Origin of the sequence: Aquipluma nitroreducens (genome assembly GCF_009689585.1) — a bacterium.
GTDB lineage: Bacteria > Bacteroidota > Bacteroidia > Bacteroidales > Prolixibacteraceae > Aquipluma > Aquipluma nitroreducens.
On the sequence record NZ_AP018694.1, the window covers coordinates 1,302,985 to 1,327,760 of the forward strand.

Consider the following 24,776-nt stretch of genomic DNA (forward strand, 5'->3'; position numbering starts at 1 on the left):
TGAATTCTTTTAATAATTAAGCTTAGGCCTTATTTTTTACCTTTTGAATGGCCCCTGAATGTTCTTGTAGGTGCAAATTCGCCGAATTTATGACCAACCATGTTTTCAGTCACATAAACAGGAATGAATTTATTTCCGTTATGAACTGCGATGGTTTGCCCTACAAAGTCAGGAGAAATTACAGATGCTCTGGCCCATGTTTTGATTACCGCCTTTTTGTTCGTTTCATTCATAGCCAGAACTCTGCGTTCGAGCTTGAAATCGATAAAAGGACCTTTCTTTAATGAACGACTCATATTCTTCTCCTTTTAATTATTTCTTGCGTTTTTCTACAATATACCTGTTAGAAGCTTTCTTCTTAGCACGGGTTTTGAAGCCTTTAGCTAATAAGCCCTTACGTGAACGTGGATGTCCACCAGAAGAGCGACCTTCTCCACCACCCATTGGGTGATCTACCGGGTTCATCGCTACACCTCTAACGCGAGGTCTTCTACCTAACCATCTTGAGCGGCCAGCTTTTCCTGAACGTTCGAGGTTGTGGTCGGAGTTTCCAACAATTCCTACTGTAGCACGACAAGTTACGAGAACCATTCTTGCTTCGCCCGAAGGCAATTTCACGATAGCGTACTTTCCTTCTCTCGAAGTTAACTGAGCATACGTACCGGCACTACGCGCCATCACACCACCCTGACTTGGATGAAGTTCAATGTTGTGAACCAAAGTTCCAAGAGGAATTTCAGCTAGTGGCAATGTATTGCCTACTTCTGGTGCGATCCCACTGCCAGTTTCAACTTTCTGCCCAACAACTAAACCGTTGGGAGCAAGCATGTACCGTTTCTCTCCATCAGGATATACCAGAAGAGCGATACGGGCTGTGCGGTTTGGATCATACTGAATAGACTCAACAACAGCAGCAATACCATCTTTATCTCTTTTAAAATCGATAAAACGGTATTTGCGTTTGTGGCCACCACCTATATTCCTCATTGTCATGCGACCGCCGGCATTTCTACCGCCGGAACTCGTCATTGGCTTCAACAATGATTTTTCAGGTGTTGATGCAGTAATGGACTCAAAGGTTCCGGCAATCTTATGCCTTTGACCTGGAGTAACTGGATTTAATTTTCTTACTGCCATTTTTTTAATTAAATATTACTATAAAAATCAATAGATTCTCCTTTTGCTATTGTAACAATAGCTTTTTTGCTCATTCCGGTACTGCCTGAAATGACACCGGCCTTGGTAAAACGAGACTTTCTTTTACCTCCATGAATCAAAGTATTTACAGAAGTCACTGAAACATTGTATAAACCTTCAATGGCTTTTTTGATCTGTAATTTATTTGCGTTCCGATTTACAATAAAACCGTAGCGGTTAAGACTTTCGGCCTGACCTGTAATCTTTTCGGTAACGATCGGTTTAATTAAAATTTCCATTTTCAGCCTTTTAAATCTTAAACAATTCTTCAATTTTACTTACAGAACTTTCCAGAACTACAACTTTTTTAGCGTTAAGTATCTGGTAAGTATTTAATTCTGAAGCAGTTACAACAGAAACTGCCTGTAAATTTCTGGAGGACAAATATATATTTTTATTTTCTTCCGGTAAAACGAATAGTGACTTTTTATCATTAATTTTCAGATTATTACTGATTTGCACCATTTCGCGTGTTTTCGGAGTTTCGAAAGCGAAATCTTCGATTACCAAAATTGATTCTTCCAGAGCTTTATATGTCAATGCTGATTTACGTGCAAGAGACTTAACTTTCTTATTTAATTTGAAATCATAAGTTCTTGGACGTGGACCAAAAACGCGACCTCCACCACGGAATACAGGAGATTTTACACTGCCTGCTCTTGCGGTACCGGTACCTTTTTGTTTTTTGAGTTTCCGGGTACTTCCGGATACTTCTCCACGTTCTTTTGCACTGTGGGTTCCTTGTCTTTTATTAGCCAAAATTTGTTTCACATCCAAATAAATGGCGTGGTCACTTGGCTCAATACCGAAAATTTGTTCATCTAATGTAACAGTTCTTCCGGTCTCTTGTCCTGCGGTGTTTAATACTTTTATTTCCATTACTGATAAATAATTACGGTTGAACCTTTACATCCAGGAACTGATCCTTTAACAACCAATAAATTTGACTCTGGAATCACTTTCAAAACTTTAAGGTTCTGAATAGTAACATTGTCATTGCCATCATTACCAGCCATGCGCATTCCAGGGAAAACGCGTGATGGATAAGAAGATGCACCAACAGAACCAGGAGCTCTCAAACGGTTGTGCTGACCGTGAGTAGAATCACCCACACCACCAAATCCGTGACGTTTTACAACGCCCTGAAATCCTTTACCTTTAGTTACACCCTGAACATCAACCCAACCTTCTTCATCGATTGAATCAACAGTAACGACATCACCAAGTTTAAACTCACCTACAAGTTCTTTGAACTCAATAAGTTTCTTTTTAGGCTCTGTTCCAGCTTTTTTGAAATGACCCAGTTCAGCTTTATTGGTATGCTTTTCTTTTTTGTCAGCAAACCCTAACTGAATTGAATCATAGCCATCAGTAGCCACCGATTTCACTTGTGTAACAACACAAGGTCCGGCTTGAATCACAGTGCATGGGATGTTTTTCCCCTCAACACTGAATACGGAAGTCATTCCGATTTTTTTACCGATTAATCCTGCCATTTTTCTTTGTTTTTACAGGTTATCAAACTTTAATTTCTACTTCAACGCCACTTGGTAATTCAAGCTTCATTAAGGCGTCGATTGTTTTTGCTGTTGAACTGTAAATGTCGATCAAACGTTTGTAAGATGACAGCTCGAATTGTTCCCTTGATTTTTTGTTAACAAAGGTTGAGCGTAATACAGTGAAAATACGTTTGTGAGTTGGAAGTGGAATTGGTCCACTTACAACTGCACCTGTAGTTTTAACTGTTTTTACGATCTTTTCAGCCGACTTGTCTACCAAGTTGTGATCATACGATTTCAGCTTAATTCTGATCTTTTGACTCATAGTGAGAAATAATAATACAGTTTATAATTATAATAAGTCTGTTCTTCCTTTTAGGTCTTCAAGAACCTTAGTAGCGAGTAATTTTGGTAACTCAACATATTTTGCAAATTCCATTGATGAAGTTGCACGGCCTGATGACAATGTACGAAGTACAGTCACATATCCGAACAATTCTGAAAGTGGAACCAATGCCTTGATAACACGGGCACCCGATTTTTCTTCCATACCTTCAATTTGACCACGACGACGATTCAAGTCACCGATGATGTCACCCATATATTCTTCAGGAGTTACAATCTCGCATTTCATGATTGGCTCAAGTAACCTTGGACCAGCTTTTCCTGCGGCTGTTTTGAATGCCTGACGGGCACAAATTTCGAACGATAAAGAATCCGAGTCAACAGCGTGGAAACTACCGTCGAGAAGGGTTACTTTAAGGCTGTCAACAGTAAATCCGGCCAATGGACCGTTTGCCAATGCTGATTCGAAACCTTTTGCAACTGAAGGGATATATTCGCGTGGAATGTTACCACCTTTTACAGCATCAACGAACTGAAGTCCGGTTTTGCCTTCATCGGCTGGTTCAACGCGAACAATAATATCAGCGAATTTACCACGACCACCCGATTGTTTCTTGAATACTTCGCGAATTTCAACCGATTTGGTGATACATTCTTTATAGGCAACCTGAGGAGCACCCTGGTTACATTCAACCTTAAATTCACGACGTAAACGGTCAACAATGATTTCAAGGTGAAGCTCACCCATACCACGGATAACTGTCTGTCCTGAATCAGGATCAGTATTTACTTTAAATGTTGGATCTTCTTCAGCAAGTTTATATAAACCCTGGTTCAGTTTATCCAAATCTTTTTGAGTTTTAGGCTCAATAGCGATACCGATAACTGGTTCAGGGAAATCCATACTTTCAAGTACAACCGGATTATCCAAATCAGATAAAGTATCACCTGTACGGATATCTTTAAATCCAACAGCAGCACAAATATCACCAGCCTCAATTACATCAATCGGGTTCTGCTTGTTTGAGTGCATCTGGTAAATACGTGAAATACGTTCTTTTTTACCAGTTCTGGAATTGAAAACCGAGTCGCCTGCGGTAATTTTTCCTGAATACACACGAATGAAGCACAAACGACCAACATAAGGGTCGGTAGCAATTTTAAACGCAAGCGCAGCAAGTGGTTCGTTAACATCGGCATGACGAATGATTTCAACTTCTTCGCCATATTCAGTACCAACGATTTCCCCCTTATCCATTGGACTTGGAAGAAAAGCACAAACAGCATCCAACAAATGCTGAACACCTTTATTCTTGAAAGCAGAACCGCACATCATTGGGATGATTGACATACTAATGGTTGCTTTGCGGATAACTGTCAACATCTGCTCAACAGTGATTGATTCCGGATCTTCGAAGAATTGTTCGAGCAATACGTCATCGTGTTCAGCAACTGCTTCAACCAGCTTAGCACGGTAATCATTCGATATCTCAACCATATTGGCTGGGATATCTTCTGTATAATAAGTAGTTCCTAATGTTGCATCATCTTTCCAACGGATGGCTTTCATCTCAATCAAATCGATCACGCCTTCAAAGGTTTCTTCAGATCCGATAGGGAGTGTGATTGGAACCGGATTGGCTCCCAATTTTTCTCTTACTTCGGCAACTACGTTATAGAAGTCGGCACCTGAACGGTCCATTTTATTGACGAATCCGATACGTGGAACACCATATTTTTCAGCCTGACGCCAAACAGTTTCTGATTGAGCCTCAACTCCACCTACCGCACAAAACAATGCAACAGCACCGTCTAAAACACGCAACGAACGTTCTACTTCAACAGTGAAGTCAACGTGTCCGGGTGTATCAATGATGTTAATTTTGTGCTCTGTATCCTGATATTTCCAGAATGTTGTAGTAGCAGCAGAAGTAATGGTAATACCACGTTCCTGCTCCTGTTCCATCCAGTCCATAGTGGCAGCACCATCATGAACTTCGCCAATTCGGTGAGTGATACCTGTATAATACAGGATACGCTCCGAGGTGGTCGTTTTGCCGGCATCAATGTGTGCCATGATGCCGATGTTTCTGGTATAATTTAAATCTTTTGCCATTTTAAACCAATATCTATCTAAACTAAAACGATCTATCTAAACTTCTAAATACTAAAAACGGAAATGTGCAAACGCGCGATTTGCTTCAGCCATACGGTGTGTATCTTCTTTCTTCTTGAAAGCTCCACCTTCTTCGTTATAGGCTGCAACAATTTCACCAGCAAGTTTTTCAGCCATTGAACGGCCTGAACGTTTGCGGGAATATAAAATCATATTTTTTACTGAAATAGAAGTTTTTCTTTCAGGACGGATTTCCATAGGAACCTGGAAAGTAGCTCCACCAACGCGGCGGCTTTTTACTTCTACGTGAGGGGTAATTTTTTCGAGTGCTTTTTTGAATACGTCCAGCGGACTTACTTCAGAATCTTTCACTTTTACGCTTACGATGTCCATCGCATCATAAAAGATTTGGTAAGCGATTGACTTTTTCCCGTCGTACATTAAGTCGTTTACGAAACGGGTAACCAATGTGTCATTGAACTTTGGATCGGGCAGAATGATCCTCTTCTTTGGTTTCGATTTTCTCATTACAATAATGCTTTAGTGTTACTTAAATTAGCTGTAATTTGTATGCTTCAATCGGCTATCAGGCCTCTTTACTCAACTCAAACCACTAAGCTAGAACGTCATTAAATTAAAATAACCTGCGAAAAATTATTTTTTCACTTTTGGTCTTTTGGTACCGTATTTCGACCGTCTTTGAGTACGACCTTCAACACCTGCTGTGTCGAGAGCACCACGAATTAAATGGTAACGAACACCTGGAAGGTCTTTAACCCTACCACCGCGTACCAATACAATAGAGTGTTCCTGAAGATTGTGTCCTTCTCCTGGAATGTAAGCGTTCACTTCCTTGCCATTTGTTAAACGAACACGAGCTACTTTACGCATAGCTGAGTTTGGTTTCTTTGGAGTTGTGGTATAAACGCGAACACATACTCCTCTTCTCTGTGGGCAAGAATCCAATGCCGGAGATTTACTTTTCTCCGCATTACTTTGTCTACCTTTTCTAACTAATTGCTGAATCGTTGGCATATAGCTACTCTTAATTTAAAAATTACTTACGTAAAAAATTGGTCTGCAAAGGTATTGCAATTTTCCACAATAACAACACTTTACAGTCCGCTTCAAGGGATTTTCCCTTTAAAACGGCTCGCAAAAGTACTAATTGTCAATAGAAAACCCAATAAAAACCAATAAAAAAATCATCTTTTTCCCATTATTCTTAACACACTCAAGATGACTGTTGACCAGAGGGCTTATTATGACTGAGGAATCCGATGTTTTAAGTGAGATTTTACCGGATTAAAAAAGCGTTGGATAAGCCTTAAATCTTCGGTAATTATTTCGGCTGATCCTTTCATCTCCTGACTAAATTTTAGAGGAATATCGTAATTCGTTTTCAAGTCCTGTGGCATTTCCACTTCGACCACGTAATTTTCATTGTTAGGCATCAACGAAATGCTTTTAACAGTAGCTCTTATAAATCCATATTCCATATAAGGGAAATTTTCGAACCTAATGTTGACTCTTTGGCCAACAGCAACTTTTCCGGCACCTTTAACCGGCAAACTGATTCGCCCAATTATCTGTGATTGTTTCTCCGGAATGACTGAAAATACCATTTCGTCTTTTTTTACCTGTTGGTTTTTACTCCAGAAGTTGGCAAAACTCACCTTGCCCGAAATTGGGCTTTTAATTGTAAAAGTTTGCTCCCAATAAGCCAGACGACTTTTCAGCACATTCATCGCTTCAATTAAGGTATTCTGTGCCTTTTTCTGTTGATCGGCAAATTCCATTTCAGCATCCACAACGTCCTGCTCCAATTTAATGATTGCACTTTGTGTTTCGGCAAGTTTTGTTCGTGAACCATTCAGATTGTATTTTTTCTGAATCAGCAATCCTTTACTCTTTTCCAGATCGAGATCAGAAAGTACTCCTTTTAACTGCAATAGTGAGTCACGTTTAAACTGCGTATTTACAATCCGGAAATCAGCTTCCATATCTTTCTTCTGCGCCCAAAGCCGATCGTAGTATATCTTATTCATGGCGATCTGCTGCCGAAGGGCTTTAATCTTTTTGGGATGCAACTTCAGCCTGAGAAAGGTGAAATAATCATTGTATAACCTGACAAAGCTTGAATAATCGGATTGAATGTCGCCCAACTGTAGATCAACTCCGGGATGGACCGATGCCAGCGTATCAAATGAAAGCATAAATGGCTCCATACCTGAAAGCATATCTTTTAGCTTCAATGCATCTTCGAACTTGGCTGTACTTTCAAGAATGGCAATAACCTGATTTTCTGAAACCAGCTGCTGATCGGTAACGAGCATCGAATCAATCCGTGCTGTGGTTCGGGCTGCAAGGTACGCCGGCGGATTCTCAGAAAGCACAACAATATCAGCATTAATTACATCAGGATACCGAAAGAAATAGCTTCCAACCAACAAAAGAAGAACCACACCCAATATCAGTGAAATCCCGGAACGAATCATCCAACGGGGCGATTGCTGCACAATCTCCTGAAATTCGTCGCTTCGAAGTTCAATTTCTATTGGTTCCTTTTTTTTATCCATCTTCTTTAGTGTTCAGTCTCAGTGTTCAGTCTCAGTGTTCAGTAGGGGTTACTGCGAACTGGGACTGGCCACCGCCAACTATCAGTTTCCCAATTCAAGCTGATTCTTTACCAAATTATAATAGGCGCCTTGTTTGGCGGTTAATTCTTCATGATTACCAATTTCAAGGATTTCTCCTTTTTCGAGAACCACAATCTGATGCGCGTTCTTTACCGTACTCAACCGATGAGCCACAACTACAACTGTTTTACCTGAAAAGAATTCATTCAGGTTTTCCAATATCACTTTCTCATTATTGGCATCCAAAGCGTTGGTCGCTTCATCAAAGAAAATAAATTCAGGATTTTTATAAATAGCACGGGCGATTAATATGCGCTGCTTCTGCCCCTGACTTAGACCAACTCCTTCCGGACCAACTTTCGTGTTGTAATTTAAAGGCAACGATTCAATAAATTCCTGAATATTCGCCATTCGAACGGCGTAAGCGAGCATTTCCTTGTTGATTTCATCATCGGCCAAAGCAATGTTATTGGCAATGGTGTCCGAGAAAATAAACCCATCCTGCATCACAGCGCCACATTTACTGCGCCACCAATGTTGCTTATAAAGAGATAAATCGGCTTCGCCAACTTTTATACTGCCTGAAACCGGCGGATAAAATCCCAACAGCAGTTTTACCAGAGTTGTTTTACCACTTCCACTGGTTCCGACAATAGCTGTCACTTTCCCTTGTGGAATGATCAAATTAATATGATTCAGAACCTTGGGAGAATGTGGCCCTTCGTATTGAAATACCAAATCAGAAATTGAAACATCAGCTTTTGATGGCAAAGATGATAATTTACCAGCCTGATCTTGTTCTTCGTCCTTCTGTGTATGAATTTCGCTCAGGCGTTCCAAACTGATCTTGGCATCCTGCGACACCTGCATAAATTCGACCATTTGATCGAGGGGGCTATTCATCTGCCCGATTATATATTGTACAGCCAGCATCATACCCAATGTCATGTTGCCATGAACCACCGATGTGGCAGCTAAAACAGTTATGAAAATATTTTTGGTCTCGTTGATGAAAACCGAACCGGCCTGCTGGTATTGCTGTAACGACAAACTCTTAATATTTACCTTGAAAAGTCGCGCCTGAATACGCTCCCACTCCCACCGTTTCTGGCGCTCGTAATTATTCAGCTTGATTTCCTGCATTCCGTTGATCAACTGAATCAACTTGCTTTGATTGTCGGCCAGTTGAGTAAACTGTCTAAAATCGAGTTCACGGCGCTTCTTCAGGAATAAAAATACCCATGCAATATATAAAGCCGAACCAAACAGGAATATCAGGAATATGCTCAGATTATACATGACAAGCACAATGCTGAATATAACAATGTTGAAAACAGAAAAAATGACATTGAGTGATTGGGAAGTCAAAAACCGTTCGATGCGCCGATGATCGCCTATTCGCTGAAGCAGATCGCCAATCATTTTGGTGTCGAAAAACCCGATCGGCAGCTTCATCAGCTTGATCAGGAAATCGGAGATAATGCTAATATTAAGGCGCGTACTGATGTGCAGCAAAATCCACGAACGGATAAAATCGACAGTCATCCGGCTCAGGAAAAGCATCATCTGGGCAGCCAAAATCAGGTATATAAAATTAATATCCTGCGTATTGATACCGACATCGACAATACTCTGTGTTAAAAACGGAAATATCAGTTGAATTAAACTTCCGACTATAAATCCTAAAATAAGCTGTGTAACCAATTTTCGATGTGGCTTCAGATATTTCAGCAGGAAACTAAAATTACCCCTGTTGATGGTTTCACCTTCAAGTTCGAAAAATTTGGGAGTTGGATCGAACATGAGGCAAATGCCTTTTAATTCGCCTTGGCGAACCGTTGCCAGCCAATGCTTTTTAAACTCAGTCTCTGAATATTCAACCAAGCCAAATGCAGGATCGGCCACCTGAACTTTTCCCTTCCGGAATTTATAAACAACTACAAAATGTTCCTGATCCCAATGAACGACACAGGGCTTTGGCGCTTCTAATAATTGCTCGAAAGTAATTCGGGCACCAATGGTTCGAAACCCTATCGCTTCGGCAGCCTCGCTTAATCCCAACAGCGAAACTCCTTCGCGGGTGATGTGTGCCAATTGACGAAGCTTTTGGAGAGAATAACTTTTCCCGTAAAATGCAGCAATCATGCGGATACACGAAGGTCCGCAATCCATTGCATCATATTGTTTAAAGAAGGGAAATTTAGGCATGGCGAATCATTGATGCTCAAAAATAGTAGAATTATATGAATCTTCTAATTTCTATATCTAATTTTTGGAAGGAAATTTGGAAAGACGGATAGAAGCTTTCGTTGCAGACAAACAGATTAACGAACAATTGATCTGTAAAATTTAAATCACTATTTATTCAAAATAAAAACATAATATTCATAAAATCCAATTATCATACAACATACTGGTTACCATAACACTAAAATGCATATTTAAAATGAAATCCAAACCCTTCCCTAAAGTACAATTTTCGGAACATGCAAAAACTATTCAATAACATATAAATGTCGCATATCGCTAATTAAATGACACTTACATTAAAAGTTAATAATCCTTAAAAAGCTCAATTCATTGATTTCCTTAACCTTTAATTTTCAGCTGAATTCGTATTTTCATTAACAAATTCAGGTAATCTAGCCGCATCTTGATTGTTAAGTAATTATTACTAATTTTGGTCGTCTCTCTGATTTAGAGCATCAGAAAGCTGATAATGAATGAGTAAAAAACCAATATAACTATCTAAATATGAAACAAACATGTTTGCAAGAATATAAGGGCACCGACAAAAAAGTCGACATGTGAGTTTCATTCGACCATTAAAAAACTAATTATTTAACGTATGAAAGTCTATAAAACAGAAGAGGTTCGCAACATTACACTAATTGGTAATGCTGGCAGTGGGAAAACCACCCTTGCTGAAGCTATGCTTTTCGAGGGTGGAGTAATTAACCGCAGAGGTGACGTTGGAAGTAAAATACGGTATCCGACTACCATCTCATCGAGCAGGAATACGGCAACTCCGTATTTTCATCGCTCATGTACACCGAAGTCAACGGCAAAAAAATCAATATTCTGGATACTCCCGGAATGGACGATTTTAGCGGTGGCGTAGTTTCTTCTCTTCAGGTTGCACCGCTTGCCCTGATGGTTGTTGACGCGTCCACAGGAATTGGTGCCGGAACCGAATCGGCATTCCGCCATGCCGAAGCAGCAAACAGTAAATTAATTTTTGTATTGAACCATCTTGATAATGAGAATGCGAATTACGATCAGGATGTAGACAACCTGAAAAACAAATTCGGGAACAAAGTAACTGTAGTTCAATATCCGGTTGAAACTGGTATTGGATTTAATTCCATCATCGACGTACTGAAAATGAAAATGTACAAATATGGTCCCGATGGTGGCAAACCTGAAGTTTTGGATATCCCAGCTTCAGAAAAAGAACGTGCAGATGAATTGCACAACGAGTTGATTGAAATGGCCGCTGAAAACGAAGAAACCTTAATGGAATTGTACTTCGAACAAGGGTCATTGTCAGAAGATGACATGAGAAAAGGAATACGGATTGGAATGGTAAAACGGGATTTATTTCCGGTTTTCTGTGTTTCAGCCAAAAAAAATATGGGAGTTGGACGTTTATTGGAATTCGTTTGTAACATAGCTCCATCTCCATCCCAGGTACCAATGCGTGAAATTATTCAGGGCAAACCAGTAGTTTTGAGCGAAACAAGCCCAACTTCATTATTCGTATTTAAAACTGCACTGGAACCGCACGTTGGCGAAGTTACCTATTTCAAAGTATTGTCAGGAAAAGTAACTGAAGGGAAAGACCTGTACAACACGTTTAACAATGGAAAAGAACGGATCTCGCAGCTTTTTGTAACCGCCGGGAAAACACGCTACCCTGTTACTGAATTGGTGGCTGGCGATATCGGTTGCGCTGTGAAATTAAAAGATACCAAATTCAACCAAACACTTTGCGACAAAGAACTTGACCTGAAATTTGCACCTATTGTATTTCCTGAACCAAAATTCAGGGTTGCCGTGAAAGCTGTTTCTGAAACTGACGATGAAAAGGTAGGCGAAATTCTGCACAAGGTAAAGGAAGAAGATCCAACCTATATTGTAAATTACTCGAAGGAGCTTAAACAATTAATCGTTGAAGGTCAAGGAGAATACCACCTCAATACATTGAAATGGTACTTCGACCACATTCATAAAATTGACATCGAATTTAAAACTCCAAAGATTCCATACCGCGAAACCATTACCAAATTTGCTCAGGCCGATTACCGCCACAAAAAACAATCAGGTGGTTCAGGCCAGTTTGGAGAAGTTCATATGATTATTGAGCCTTTTGAAGAAGGCAGCGCACCAAAAAACATGTTTATTTATGGTGGAAAAGAGATGAAAGTCTCGGTTCGCGACACACAGGAAACTCCACTTCCATGGGGTGGAAAACTGGTATTCCACAACTGTATTGTTGGTGGTTCGATTGATGCCCGTTTCTTACCTGCCATCTTGAAAGGAATCATGGAAAAAATGGAAGAAGGCCCACTTACAGGTTCATATGCACGCGACATTCGCGTTTACATTTACGATGGCAAAATGCACCCGGTTGACTCGAACGAAATTTCGTTCCGTTTGGCAGGCCGTAATGCGTTTAGCATGGCGTTTAAAAATGCAGGACCTAAAATTCTGGAGCCAATTTACGATATGGATGTTTGGGTTCAGGCCGACCGGATGGGCGATGTAATGAGCGACCTACAAGGCCGACGTGCACTGATCATGGGAATGGGCAGCGAAAAAGGCTACGAAAAAATTACTGCCCGTGTTCCGCTGAAAGAAATGAATAAATACTCGACTTCGCTGAGTTCGCTGACCGGAGGCCGTGGTGTTTTCAATATGAAATTTGCCGCATACGAAAAGGTTCCGCAGGAAGTACAGGACGAACTACTTGCAGCCTACGCAGCCGAAGAAAAGGAAGAATAGCAATCAAAATCTATCTACGCTAAAACGAAAACCCGGGAATGCCACCCGGGTTTTTTATATTTAATTCAGAATTAGTATCAGGTTTTAATTCGCAACAGAGAACAACTCAACCTTAAAATCATCGATATAAATTTCGTTCTTTTTGTTATTCCAGACATAAATTCTCAGCATTGAGTTTTTCTTGATTTCAGGCCTGCCAACGATCTCATTCAATGAAGCTGTCCACCAACTAGTCTTCGATTTCACATACTTACTCAAATCATAACCCTTCCAAAAATATTGTTTCCCGTCAGAATCCATCGAAATTACCAGGTTACACTCTGAGCTATTAATTGCAAAAATTTTAAGCTTAGACGAAATGACCAATTGACTAGTTGAGTCAGGCAGCAAAGAATCAAGGGCAATTGTACAACTTACCGAAAACTCGCCAATTTTTTCAGAAAAAGATCCGGAATACGCCTGTTCCTTGCTTTTGTTCGCAGAATCTGCCCAATTCGGTTTCGCAGTTTCAAAATCATTTTCTGAAGAGAAAATCCGTTTCCGCTGATCGATTTTATTCAATTCAAAAATGGATAGGTTTAGTTTCTCATCCATAAATACCGGATTTTTAGCTATTGTCGCATAATAAGGCATGTCCTGATCGTCCATTCCACTCAGATAGCGCGTGTACCAGTTGTTCAGCAGCATTTTTTTTACATTCTTCTGAAAATGAAAAGTATCAGCCTCGGCATAGTTGATGAACTGACATGTAGCTTCAAGAGAAAACCCTGAATAATAATTTCCAAGCCGTTTCTGAACCTCATCGGTAATTACCACACAAGGCTGATTCTTGTCAATCAGTTCCCGTTGAACAATTTCCTTTTGCTTTCTGTAATTGACATTCCTCGCATAAATGAACATATCGGCTGGCTGAAAAAGCAAAGCACCGAATAATAAGATCGCAAAAATCCTTTGCGCATGCATGTGATTTCTCAGGAATACGAAACAACCTATTGCGACCAAAACCGGAAGATACAGATGAAATCCTGTCTCACTTTTCAAGAAAAGAGAAAAGCCAAAGGCGATTAAAACGAAAACAAAAAATCCTATTCTGAACCGGAATACTCGCAAGTAATCGTTCAGGATAAAAGCAGCTGCAACTGCAACAACGGGAACGATAAACAAATAATGCCGGGGGTCGGGACACATCGGAATGTATGACGTTACCGAAATGCTCATGAAGTTCGCCGAAAACACCAAAACAACAGAACTCACTATAAAAAACGACTTCCGGTCGGATAATTTCAGCAATTGCCTCACCGGAACGAAAAAGAAAGCCAGCAAAACAACCAGAAAGCCAAGAAGCATGTCTTGAGTTAAAAACAACTCTGCCAATCCAAAAGTAATTCGCTTCAAAGTTTCTGAAAATGGTTGCTGATCGTAACTACAGGAGTTTAAATAACTATTGGCAACAATGGCATTAAACCGGGTTATGGCATTCCCAAAAGCCACTTGGCAAACGACCAGATAAGCTGCTAACATGACCAAACTAAAGCCAACAAATTGAAGCCAGAATCTTCCGGACCGCTTTTGAACGATATCGGTAACCATTAACCAAACAACCAACGGCCCAAGTAAAACAACTGTTTCCTTGGAGTTAAAACACATGAACAAGGCCAATGCAGCGAGTAATGAATAGGCCTGCTCTGGCATTTTTCGAGGTAAATACTTGTATGAATAAATCACATAACAGAACAAAAATGCGAAAAAGGTAACGGCAACATCTGGCATCAACTTGTCCGAATAAAAGAACGTCCAGTTGTTGAGTGAAAACAAAGCCAGGCCTATTGCCAAGATTGGTCCACTTTCATCTTTCAGGATGCGGTAGACCAACGCCAAAGTGCCAATGAAGAATATCAAAGGAGGCAGAGCTGATGCCCAATCATTAATTCCGAATAATTTATACGACAAGGCGGTTAACCCAACCAATGTTAGCCGGAAAGAGTAATGGTTGCCTGCGTCGAACTCGCCATTGGCCAATCGGGCGGCAGCACGGGCATATTCCATGTCGTCAAAGCCATAATGCCCCAGATAGCAAAAAAAGTGGTGAAGCACCGTTACCAATACAAATGCTATGAATATAAGCTGATTGGATCGATTTGTTTTCAAGGATTGTGCTATTGAATTCTATTCCGCTCGTACTCCCAGTCTTTAATTTCCTGGAACTTAGCCATTCCTTCAGCAACCGATGGATGCTGCAATACAGATTCAACGCTGACTTCAGGAATTAATTCGTCGGCTATTCCATTTTTAATGAAAATGAAATTAAAGCCAAGATCATTCGCACCAACCAAACGATACCCTTTTTGTTTGGCCAATTTAGTCATGGCAATGGGTGAAGCTCCATGATAAACCGGATGCTTTCCCGGATAAAAATAATCAGGATCGTAAGGAACAACTATATCTTCAAACCCGAATTCATTGTGAGTTTCAATGATTACCACTTTAGGCTGAACGACCTCAAGCGCTTCCCAAACCCAATAGTCGTTTCCATCCAAATCGATGGAGAGAAGTCCAATTTCTCCTGAAATTCCGGCATCCAAAATAAGTTGATTGATGTTCTCGCGCTTGATCATTGCACAGACAAATTTGGGCTGATACATCCACGGATGGGGATATTTTGCAAAGAATTTCCGGCCCCTAGCTATGCTTTTGGGATTTCCGTCGATAAACAATCCGTGCCAGCCAAAATTAAAAATCAGGTTCGCGCTATTGCTGTTAACACCATCGTCGGAGCCAAATTCTACGAAAGTCTTGTTCTCCATTCCGACCACCGAAAAGATGAAAAGTAGCAAACCGTCCTCCTCTAATTGAGAAAAGACCCGAAATCCGGTATCTTTCAATCTGGGCAGAGTTTTGTTCCTTACGCCATCCTGATAAGATAGAAAAAGTTGTCGTTGCGAAATTTGTGTTGATGGGTAAAACCGGTTTCTGATTTTGAAGATCAGCAAAAAGTCCTTTAAAATGCTTTTTATTGAATGACTCATATTGGGGTTCTATTTGTCTCTAAACAAATGAAAGAATCCATTGGCTTTACGCTTTTTGCCATCGCGCCCCTCTCCTTCTACAACATAAAAATAAACTCCCGGAGTTGCCATATTCCCTCCAACTTTTCCGTTCCATACCGACTGGGGAACTGATGCTTTTGTGTTATAGAACCCTTGTATATTGTTGCTTTTCCACACATGGAGAATCTTTCCCCAGCGATTAAAAATCGTAAACTTAACCGTCTTCATCGAAAAAAACTTCACGACAAACTCATCGTTAGCCCCATCACCATTAGGAGTGAATACATTGGGCGCATCAATAAACGAAGAATCAATTTCGATATAGTCTTTCATGTAAAAATAATCAGTACAGGTAGTCGACTCTGAAATTTTCTTCGAAACCAGTTTTACTTTGTAAGCGCCGGTTTTTTCATAGGTATAAACCGGATTGTCACTGTAAATAATATCCTGAATACTGTCCTTAAAAGTGCCGGCATCTTTTTCGTCATTGATCTGCTGTGTACTCTTATAAAAATACCATTCATATTTACCCGGGTCACCATTTTCAGAAGTATTGGTAAATGTATAGGTCGCAGGAGCTTCAATTTCTTCTGAATTGCTACCCTTCCCCTGGTCTTCCAACTTATACGTAAACAACGCTTTAGTGACTATCGAATAGTATTCAACTCCGGCTTTTCCATTACATCCAAACCGGTCGGTAACCTCTAAGGTATAGTTTGTATTTTTGGTTGGAGGATCAAAAACCTGAGAAGTCAATACGCGGCTAACCACGCCTGCGTCAGTCGACCATTCAACTTTAATTTGTTTATTCATTTCTTTGGGTTGCCCGGTCGACAAATCAACATAAGCAATGGCAGGCGCATCAAATGCACCATTCAAAGTAAATGAATTACAATCAGACAAAGTGATTTCGGCCTTGACGTCCAGATAATTATTAAACACCCAGGCCGTGTAGGTTTTTGCTCCTGAAGTGGCAGTCAGATTAACACGATAACAACCGTCAGTTAAATTCGAAATTGTTGAAGTTTGATTTCCCGATTGATCGTTTGAATAGGAATCGAATATTCCTGTTGACGAGTTATATTTCAGCCATTCAAAATTTCCGTTCTCGCCTTGCGGGTAGCTGGCTATCAGCATTGCGTTTAATTCGCCTTTTCCGCCACAAAAAACATGAATATTATCCTGTACCCCACTCAAATATTCAGTGGGCACAACAGCATCGGCAGTTGAAGTAATTTGTGAGATACCGACCTCAGAGGCCAAAATAAAACAAGCAAAAAAGAGAAACCCAACAAGTATTTTAGTGAAATTCATTGGTCGTTTTTTTAACAGTCCACAATATTAACGCTAAAAATCGATTTATCTTTTGTGACCATTGAATTTTTCTGGGTGCAACGACTTAACCACAAAGACCGCCAGGCATTTTTACGCTACAAAGGCACCAAGACTATCATATCCGGTACTTAAATCCATTGTGCTTCTTCTTGTCTTTGAGTCTTCGCGGCATTTCCAAAGTTCCAATATTGTTGAAAAGTCTTTACCTTGCAGCCCTGAAAACAGGAAAAACAGTTTTACTTTTGATGACCATTTAGAAGATAAAAAACAGTGCAGAATTATTTAGAAGGATTGAATGAAACACAGAGGCTTGCCGTTGAAAACATACATGGCGCTTCATTGATTATTGCCGGCGCAGGATCTGGAAAAACAAGGGTTCTAACCTACCGGATCACCCATCTTTTAAAGAACGGAGTCAAACCCGGATCCATTTTAGCGCTGACTTTCACCAACAAGGCCGCCCGGGAAATGAAAGACCGTATTGCAAGCATGGTTGGTCAAAATACATCGCGACATTTATGGATGGGAACTTTTCACTCCATATTTTCGCGCATATTGAGAACCGAAGCCGAACTCATTGGATATCCTTCAACCTTTACGATTTACGATTCGGCCGACTCAAAAAACCTGATTAAAAGTATCATCAAGGACATGAGCCTCGATGATAAAACATACAAACCCAATGTTGTCGCATCGCGGATTTCAGCGGCAAAAAACAACCTGGTTTCTTCTGAAGTTTACTCAACTTTACCAGAAACTGCCGAATACGATCAAAGTATCAGAATGCCATTAATTGGCGTAATTTATAAAGAATACGCCAAACGCTGTTTTCTGGCTGGCGCGATGGACTTTGATGATTTACTGCTGAAAACAAATGCTTTGCTCAGGAACCATCCTGAAATTCTGGCCAAATATCAGCGAATTTTCGAATACATTCTGGTTGACGAGTATCAGGATACGAATCATTCGCAATACATGATCATTAAAAAGCTGGCTGCAACTCACAATAACATTTGTGTGGTTGGCGACGATGCGCAAAGTATTTATTCGTTCCGCGGTGCCCGCATCGAGAATATTCTGAACTTTCAGAAAGATTACCCCAACCATAAGGTTTTTAAACTGGAACAAAACTACCGGTCGACTCAAAATATTGTTGATGCTGCCAACAGCGTTATTGCCAAAAACAAGCGGCAGATTCAGAAAAATGTATTTTCAGAAAAGGAAAAGGGCACACTGATTAAAGTAATGAGCGCCATTACCGATAACGAAGAAGGCTACCTGGTTGCCAATGAAATTGGTGACACCCGGATGCGCGAACATTATCAGTTTTCTGATTATGCCATTCTGTACCGCACCAATGCGCAATCTCGTATTTTTGAGGAATCGCTCCGCAAACGAAACATTCCGTATAAAATCTATGGCGGTCTTTCGTTTTATCAGCGCAAGGAAATCAAAGATTTGCTCAGCTATTTCAGGTTAGTTATTAATCCGAAAGACAATGAAGCATTTAAACGGATCATCAACTACCCTGCACGCGGAATCGGGCAAACCAGTCTGACCAAACTCGAACAGTTTGCAGCACAAAACAACATTTGCATCTGGGAGTTTGCCTCCAACATCCCACTTTTGCTCAGCGAATTCAACAAAGGAACGGCCGCTAAAATAAACGAGTTTACCCGCCTGATTGAAGTTTTCAGGGAAAAACTGGAAACGCACAATGCGTTTGAACTGGCCAGTGAAATTGCTACCGGCTCCGAAATCATGAAAGATCTGTACAAAGATCAGACTCCGGAAGGTGTAAGCCGTTTCGAAAACATTCAGGAATTGCTCAATGGTATTCAGGAATTTTCGATTTCGGCCCGCGAAGAAGGAACTCCGGGACAACTGAACAACTACATGGAAGATGTGGCGCTATTGACCGACCAGGACAGCGACAAGCCGGAAGATACTGATCGTGTGACTATGATGACCATACACTCAGCTAAAGGTTTGGAATTCAAAAATGTTTTTATTGTCGGAATCGAAGAAAATCTTTTCCCGTCGAACCAGAACGGGCAAAAAACAGCGGAAGATTTTGAGGAAGAACGTCGTTTGTTTTATGTGGCGCTGACCCGGGCTGAACAACATGTTTACCTGAGTTATGCCCGTCAGCGGTACAAATGGGGGAAACTTGAATTCTGCAACAAAAGTCGGTTTATCGACGAAATTGATTCCCAATATCTTGACCAACCAGTGGATAAAGATCAGGTTTTCTATAACGACAATCAGGAAATTACGTTTGCCACACCAAAGCCCAAACCACAAAGTGCCATGGCGCCGGGACTGCGAGCTTCGGCCACAAGTCAACCCGACATGTTTCGGAAATTATCCAAACTGCGCGAAGCCAAAAAGGAAACTGACGCTTTTGAATACAGTAATCCTGAAGAAATTCAGGCCGGGATGTTGGTCGAGCATCAGCGATTTGGACGTGGAAAAGTGTTGCAAATGGAAGGCAAATCACCCGACATTCAGGCAACCGTATTTTTTCAGAACACAGGAAAAAAACAACTTTTGCTAAAATTCGCTAAACTTCGGATTATAACTTAGGAAAAAGTCATTAGAAAAGGTCATTTGGAAACCATTTTTCCCTCTTTACTAACGACTATTGACTTTTTCCGACTGATTTTCCTCTTTTCTAATGACCAATGACTTTTTTCTAATGATTAATGAGTAATGACAAAGAAATTTTTGCTTAATTTGCATCGAATTCTTCTTTATCCTGATTATCTGTACCGATTTCCTTTTTGAGATAACAGCCTGATTTTAAGAAAAACATTATTTATTTACATGGATTATAATTCAAGTCGTAGTAAGTTGGCTCTACCTGAGTACGGAAGAAACTTACAAAATATGGTCAATCACATCATGACCATTGAAGATCGCAATGAGAGAAACAGAGCCGCCCGAACTATTATTGACATTATGGGTATGATGTATCCATACCTTCGCGACATCAACGATTTTAAGCACAAGCTTTGGGATCATTTGGCCATCATGACTAATTTCCAGTTAGACATTGATTATCCGTATACCCCGCCTTCGCCTGAATTCTTTAATACTCCGCCACTTAGGATTCCTTATGATAATAATAAAATCAAATATCGTCACTACGGAAAAACGATTGAAACCTTAATTGAAAAGGCGTCAGTTTACGAAGACGAAAAGGAACGGGATTTACTGATCAAGCTGATTGCCAATCATATGAAGAAAAGTTATGTGATGTGGAACAAGGATTCGGTTACCGACGATAAAATTCTGGCTGATATCGAAGAAATGTCGAAGGGCAAAATTAAGTGCAACGACATAACGCTTACTGAAACTAAAGACATCTTGTTCCGGAACCAGAAAAAGCCAATGCCGGTAAACAACAATCCCGGACGAAAATTTCAGAAAAACGACAACCGCAAAAAGCAACAATAGCGCAAAGCGTTTGGAGATTCAGATTTAATCACCGGATTGTTTGTGGCTCAACATTAAACCGATCAGTTTCAAAATAGATTCAGAAAACACCGTATTTACTTTTGAGATGGCAACATTTAAAATTGAAGGCGGCGCTCAGCTACATGGTGATTTACACCCGCAAGGTGCAAAAAATGAAGCGCTTCAGGTAATTTGTGCTGTTTTGCTAACTTCTGAAGAAGTTAAAATCAACAATATTCCTGAAATCAGTGACGTCATCAAACTGATCGAAATTTTAACCCAGCTTGGTGTAAAAACCGAACGTACCAGTAAAGGGAATTATACCTTTCAGGCCGACGAAATTAAGCTCGATTACCTGAAAACCGAAACTTTTGCCCGTCAGGCATCCAGTCTTCGTGGGTCGATCATGATTTTAGGTCCACTTCTCTCACGCTTCGGAATTGGTTACATTCCGCAACCTGGCGGCGACAAAATCGGAAGGCGGCGGTTGGATACCCATTTTATCGGTCTGCAAAAACTTGGAGCCACTTTCAATTACAATCCCGACGAACTTTTTTACAGCGTTGAAGCATCGAAGCTAAAAGGCACCTATATGCTACTCGATGAAGCATCGGTTACCGGAACTGCCAACATTGTAATGGCCGCTTCGATGGCCGAAGGAACAACAACGATATACAACGCCGCCTGCGAGCCCTATTTGCAGCAACTCTGTAAAATGTTGGTTTCGATGGGAGCAATTATCGAGGGAATTGGCTCGAACCTGCTTACTGTAAAAGGAGTTAGTTCACTGAAAGGCTGCACACATAAAATTCTGCCTGACATGATTGAAGTGGGCAGTTTTATTGGCCTGGCTGCCATGACAAATTCTGAGATAACCATCAAGAATGCAGGGATTCAGCACTTGGGAATTATTCCGGAGCAATTTAAGCGAATGGGAATTATTCTGGAAGAGCGTAATGACGATTTGTTTATTCCGGCTCAGGACCACTACGAAATTGAAACGTTCATGGATGGCTCAATCATGAATATCGCCGATGCTCCCTGGCCTGGTCTGACGCCCGATTTGCTCAGCATCTTTTTAGTAATTGCCACACAAGCAAAAGGCAGCGTATTGATTCACCAAAAGATGTTCGAAAGCCGTTTGTTTTTTGTCGATAAACTAATCGACATGGGCGCACAGATTATTCTTTGTGACCCGCACCGTGCAACAGTTATCGGGCTCGACCACAAATACCAACTCCGGGCAACCAAAATGAGTTCGCCTGACATTCGTGCAGGAGTTGCATTGCTTATTGCTGCACTTTCAGCTCAGGGAGTCAGCAAAATATCGAATATCGAACAAATCGACCGCGGTTACGAAAATATTGACGAACGTTTGAATGCCATTGGCGCAAGAATTTCCCGCATCGAATCTTAAACATCTGGAAAAATGTCATCAGTCATTTGGAAAGTCACTTTTAAACTTTTTCCTAATGACAATTGACTTTTTGCGATTCTATTCCTGTTAATATTTCCAAACAAAGAAGCACACCTCAACAAACCTATTCCTGAATTATTATTTTTGTGAACGTAAAGAGGTATTAAACCATTAACAAGGACACAAATTATGAGACTTAAAGTAACATTGGCTTTTGTTGTACTATTCACCCTGACAGGATTAGCAAACCCAAATAAAACAAAGAATACCGGAGACGAAGTAACTATCGGACTGAACATTGGAAACAAAGCTCCTGAAATCAGTGAGAAAACATTAGATGGGAAAGAACTTAAACTCTCATCACTTCAAGGGAAAGTTGTGTTGATTGATTTTTGGGCGTCGTGGTGTGGACCTTGCCGTCGTGAAAATCCAAACGTTGTAGCGACTTACGAAAAATTTAAAGACACTAAATTCAAGAATGGCAAAGGATTCACTGTTTACAGTGTTTCTCTCGACAAAGAGAAGGCCGCTTGGGAACAAGCCATAACTGCGGACAAACTCAGCTGGGGAAACCATGTGAGTGATTTACAGGGTTGGAATGCAAAGTTTGCAGGAATCTATGGAGTTCGCAGTATTCCGTCAAGCTTTTTAATTGATGGAGATGGAATAATTGTTGGCAGAAACCTGCGTGGCCCGGCACTTGAGCAAGCATTAAATGATCTGATGAAATAGAAGAAAACGCCCATATTTTGAAAAGGCAGTTCGTAAAACGGGCTGCCTTTTTTGTATCATCTGAATGCATCGCGTCCCTCCTGTCAGTTATCAATTATTTAAAATGCCAATTTGTCAATTGTAAACCATTGGCAGTATATTTGCAGTTTCGAAATCAAAATTTTAAAAATTCAGGAATAATGACAACGGATAAAGAAAAAGCTAACGAAGAACTGGAAATCGAAGCTCCTGATTCTATGGAACAACAGGAAGGTCAAACCAAAAAAGAGACTAAAAAAGATAAAACTCACAAAAAAAACAAGGTTGAAGAACAATTGGAAAAAGCTGAAGCTGAATTACTTGAACTAAAAGACAAGCATATTCGATTGCAGGCCGAATTTGACAATTACCGGAAACGCACCTTGAAAGAACGTATGGAACTGTTAAAAACTGCCAGCGAAAGTGTTCTGGTTGGCATACTTCCGGTTATTGATGATTTTGATCGGGCCATTCAAACGTTAGACCAAGCTGAAGAGAATAGCCATTTAAAAGATGGAGTCATGTTGATTTTCAACAAATTTCAGGATTTTTTGAAGCAAAACGGTGTGAAGGAAATTGAAGGAAAAGATCAAGCTTTTGATACCGATTTACACGAAGCAATCACAACATTTCCAGCGCCTTCGGAAGAGCTAAAAGGGAAAATTATTGATGTTGTTCAGAAGGGTTACTATTTGAACGACAAAGTGATACGTCACTCAAAAGTAGTTATTGGCGAGTAAGCCATATATATTTGATAAAATGACAAAACGCGATTTTTACGAGATTCTTGGTGTCAGCAAAAATGCGACTGCTGATGAAATAAAAAAGGCCTATCGGCAAAAAGCAATTCAGTTTCATCCTGACAAAAATCCAGGCAATAAAGAAGCCGAGGAAAAATTCAAGGAAGCAGCTGAAGCCTACGAAATTTTAAGCAGTCCTGAAAAACGTCAGAAATACGATCAGTTCGGTCATGCAGGAATGGGCGGAAACGCTGGTTTTGGTGGACACGACATGTCGATGGACGATATTTTCTCGATGTTTGGCGATGTCTTTGGTGGCGGTGGGTTTGGCGGGTTTGGCGGGTTTGGTGGCGGTTCGCGCAGCCGTGGGCCACGTCAACACCGTGGATCCGATCTTCGCGTAAAGGTTTCACTTACCTTACTCGAAGTCTTAAACGGAGTTGAGAAAAAAATAAAGGTGAAAAAATATGTTCCCTGTAGTCATTGCAAGGGAACAGGAGCGCAAGGCGGATCATCCTACACCAATTGTTCAACGTGTAAAGGATCGGGTCATGTAACCCGTATTCAGAACACTTTGCTGGGGCAAATGCAAACCACAGCCACTTGTCCAACATGCAACGGTGAAGGACAGATTATTACCAACAAATGTACACATTGTCAGGGCGAAGGAGTTGTTCGCGAAGAAGAAGTAATCAGCATCAGGATACCAGCTGGTGTGGGTGAGGGAATGCAACTAAATGTTTCAGGAAAAGGAAATGCCGGACGCCGGGGTGGTGTTAACGGTGATCTGTTTGTTGTTATTCAGGAAGAAGAACACCCGGAATTGGTTCGCGACGGAAACAACCTTGTTTATGACCTTTTTGTGACTTTCCCTGAGATAACCTTGGGTACTGCAAAAGAAATTCCGACTGTTGACAGTAAAGTGAAAGTAAAAATTGAAGCCGGCACTCAGCCTGAAAAAATTCTTCGCTTGCGCGGGAAAGGGCTTCCTGACGTGAATGGTTACGGGAAAGGCGATTTACTGGTACGGGTTCATGTATGGATACCAAAAAAACTCAATTCAGAAGAAAAGAAAGCGCTTGAAAAGCTTCAGTCGATGCCAAGTTTCAGCGACGGGCCTGATCAGTCGGACAAAAATTTATTCGATAAAATGAGAGACATATTTGACTAGCACAGCAAAGTCAGACCACAAACAAAGCTGCCGGAAGATTGAATTGATTCAACTTTT

22 protein-coding genes are annotated in these 24,776 nt (G+C 40.7%); 8 read left to right on the forward strand and 14 right to left on the reverse strand.

The genetic code is table 11. The features are described 5' to 3' along the window. Positions 1-29: 29 nt before the first annotated feature. From rpsS to AQPE_RS05575, 11 genes are all read right to left on the reverse strand, one after another. Positions 30-296, reverse strand: coding sequence for a 30S ribosomal protein S19 (gene rpsS, locus AQPE_RS05525; RefSeq protein ID WP_318350053.1), 267 nt, complete (start codon positions 294-296; stop codon positions 30-32). A 16-nt stretch (positions 297-312) separates the two neighbouring features. Further along, positions 313-1,137 carry a 50S ribosomal protein L2 gene (gene rplB, locus AQPE_RS05530; RefSeq protein ID WP_318350054.1) on the reverse strand — a complete coding sequence of 275 codons (825 nt, stop codon included), beginning with the start codon at positions 1,135-1,137 and terminating at the stop codon, positions 313-315. An 8-nt stretch (positions 1,138-1,145) separates the two neighbouring features. Continuing rightward, the gene (rplW, locus tag AQPE_RS05535; protein WP_318350055.1) at positions 1,146-1,436 is read right to left on the reverse strand and encodes a 50S ribosomal protein L23; all 291 of its coding nucleotides are present in this window, start codon (positions 1,434-1,436) and stop codon (positions 1,146-1,148) included. Between the two features lie 10 nt (positions 1,437-1,446). After that, positions 1,447-2,076, reverse strand: coding sequence for a 50S ribosomal protein L4 (gene rplD, locus AQPE_RS05540; protein ID WP_318350056.1), 630 nt, complete (start codon positions 2,074-2,076; stop codon positions 1,447-1,449). Then, on the reverse strand, positions 2,076-2,693 hold the full coding sequence (rplC, locus tag AQPE_RS05545; protein ID WP_318350057.1) for a 50S ribosomal protein L3: 618 nt from the start codon (positions 2,691-2,693) through the stop codon (positions 2,076-2,078). Before rplC ends, rplD begins: the two co-directional genes overlap by 1 nt. A gap of 22 nt (positions 2,694-2,715) precedes the next feature. After that, positions 2,716-3,021 carry a 30S ribosomal protein S10 gene (gene rpsJ, locus AQPE_RS05550; protein WP_318350058.1) on the reverse strand — a complete coding sequence of 102 codons (306 nt, stop codon included), beginning with the start codon at positions 3,019-3,021 and terminating at the stop codon, positions 2,716-2,718. A gap of 27 nt (positions 3,022-3,048) precedes the next feature. After that, a complete protein-coding gene (gene fusA / locus AQPE_RS05555) occupies positions 3,049-5,157 on the reverse strand; it encodes an elongation factor G (RefSeq protein WP_318350059.1) in 2,109 nt (702 codons plus the stop codon). A 51-nt stretch (positions 5,158-5,208) separates the two neighbouring features. Then, complete coding sequence (gene rpsG, locus AQPE_RS05560; protein WP_318350060.1) at positions 5,209-5,685, reverse strand: 30S ribosomal protein S7; 477 nt, start codon at positions 5,683-5,685, stop codon at positions 5,209-5,211. A 126-nt stretch (positions 5,686-5,811) separates the two neighbouring features. Further along, a complete protein-coding gene (gene rpsL / locus AQPE_RS05565) occupies positions 5,812-6,192 on the reverse strand; it encodes a 30S ribosomal protein S12 (protein ID WP_318350061.1) in 381 nt (126 codons plus the stop codon). 227 nt (positions 6,193-6,419) lie between these two features. Then, the gene (locus AQPE_RS05570; RefSeq protein ID WP_318350062.1) at positions 6,420-7,736 is read right to left on the reverse strand and encodes an HlyD family secretion protein; all 1,317 of its coding nucleotides are present in this window, start codon (positions 7,734-7,736) and stop codon (positions 6,420-6,422) included. Between the two features lie 81 nt (positions 7,737-7,817). Next, positions 7,818-10,004 carry a peptidase domain-containing ABC transporter gene (locus AQPE_RS05575; RefSeq protein WP_318350063.1) on the reverse strand — a complete coding sequence of 729 codons (2,187 nt, stop codon included), beginning with the start codon at positions 10,002-10,004 and terminating at the stop codon, positions 7,818-7,820. Between the two features lie 640 nt (positions 10,005-10,644). Here AQPE_RS05575 and AQPE_RS05580 point away from each other — a divergent pair. Together AQPE_RS05580 and AQPE_RS05585 are read left to right on the forward strand one after the other, a co-directional pair. After that, complete coding sequence (locus AQPE_RS05580; RefSeq protein ID WP_318350064.1) at positions 10,645-10,917, forward strand: hypothetical protein; 273 nt, start codon at positions 10,645-10,647, stop codon at positions 10,915-10,917. Continuing rightward, a complete protein-coding gene (locus tag AQPE_RS05585) occupies positions 10,803-12,800 on the forward strand; it encodes an elongation factor G (RefSeq protein ID WP_318351317.1) in 1,998 nt (665 codons plus the stop codon). The genes AQPE_RS05580 and AQPE_RS05585 overlap by 115 nt, the downstream gene beginning before the upstream one ends. An 84-nt stretch (positions 12,801-12,884) precedes the next feature. Here AQPE_RS05585 and AQPE_RS05590 read toward each other — a convergent pair whose 3' ends face one another. From AQPE_RS05590 to AQPE_RS05600, 3 genes are read right to left on the reverse strand one after another with little or no spacing between them, the layout of a single operon-like run. Further along, entirely contained in the window at positions 12,885-14,948 is a 2,064-nt protein-coding gene (locus AQPE_RS05590; protein WP_318350065.1) for an ArnT family glycosyltransferase, read from the reverse strand. Positions 14,949-14,956: 8 nt separating this feature from the next. Continuing rightward, on the reverse strand, positions 14,957-15,826 hold the full coding sequence (locus tag AQPE_RS05595; RefSeq protein ID WP_318350066.1) for a hypothetical protein: 870 nt from the start codon (positions 15,824-15,826) through the stop codon (positions 14,957-14,959). A gap of 9 nt (positions 15,827-15,835) precedes the next feature. After that, positions 15,836-17,161 (reverse strand): T9SS type B sorting domain-containing protein, encoded by a 1,326-nt coding sequence (locus tag AQPE_RS05600; protein WP_318350067.1) that lies wholly within the window; start codon positions 17,159-17,161, stop codon positions 15,836-15,838. 291 nt (positions 17,162-17,452) lie between these two features. Here AQPE_RS05600 and AQPE_RS05605 point away from each other — a divergent pair, with 291 nt between their 5' ends. The 6 genes from AQPE_RS05605 (at position 17,453) to dnaJ (ending at position 24,719) form a co-directional block, all read left to right on the forward strand. Then, positions 17,453-19,768, forward strand: coding sequence for an ATP-dependent helicase (locus AQPE_RS05605; protein ID WP_318350068.1), 2,316 nt, complete (start codon positions 17,453-17,455; stop codon positions 19,766-19,768). 240 nt (positions 19,769-20,008) lie between these two features. Beyond that, the gene (locus tag AQPE_RS05610) at positions 20,009-20,641 is read left to right on the forward strand and encodes a DUF4290 domain-containing protein (RefSeq protein WP_318350069.1); all 633 of its coding nucleotides are present in this window, start codon (positions 20,009-20,011) and stop codon (positions 20,639-20,641) included. Positions 20,642-20,747: 106 nt separating this feature from the next. Then, on the forward strand, positions 20,748-22,058 hold the full coding sequence (gene murA, locus AQPE_RS05615) for a UDP-N-acetylglucosamine 1-carboxyvinyltransferase (protein ID WP_318350070.1): 1,311 nt from the start codon (positions 20,748-20,750) through the stop codon (positions 22,056-22,058). 189 nt (positions 22,059-22,247) lie between these two features. Then, positions 22,248-22,790, forward strand: a complete 543-nt coding sequence (locus AQPE_RS05620) for a TlpA family protein disulfide reductase (protein WP_318350071.1) — start codon at positions 22,248-22,250, stop codon at positions 22,788-22,790. A 179-nt stretch (positions 22,791-22,969) separates the two neighbouring features. Further along, a complete protein-coding gene (locus tag AQPE_RS05625) occupies positions 22,970-23,548 on the forward strand; it encodes a nucleotide exchange factor GrpE (protein WP_318350072.1) in 579 nt (192 codons plus the stop codon). A 19-nt stretch (positions 23,549-23,567) separates the two neighbouring features. Continuing rightward, positions 23,568-24,719 carry a molecular chaperone DnaJ gene (gene dnaJ / locus AQPE_RS05630; protein WP_318350073.1) on the forward strand — a complete coding sequence of 384 codons (1,152 nt, stop codon included), beginning with the start codon at positions 23,568-23,570 and terminating at the stop codon, positions 24,717-24,719. The last annotated feature ends 57 nt before the right edge of the window (positions 24,720-24,776 follow it).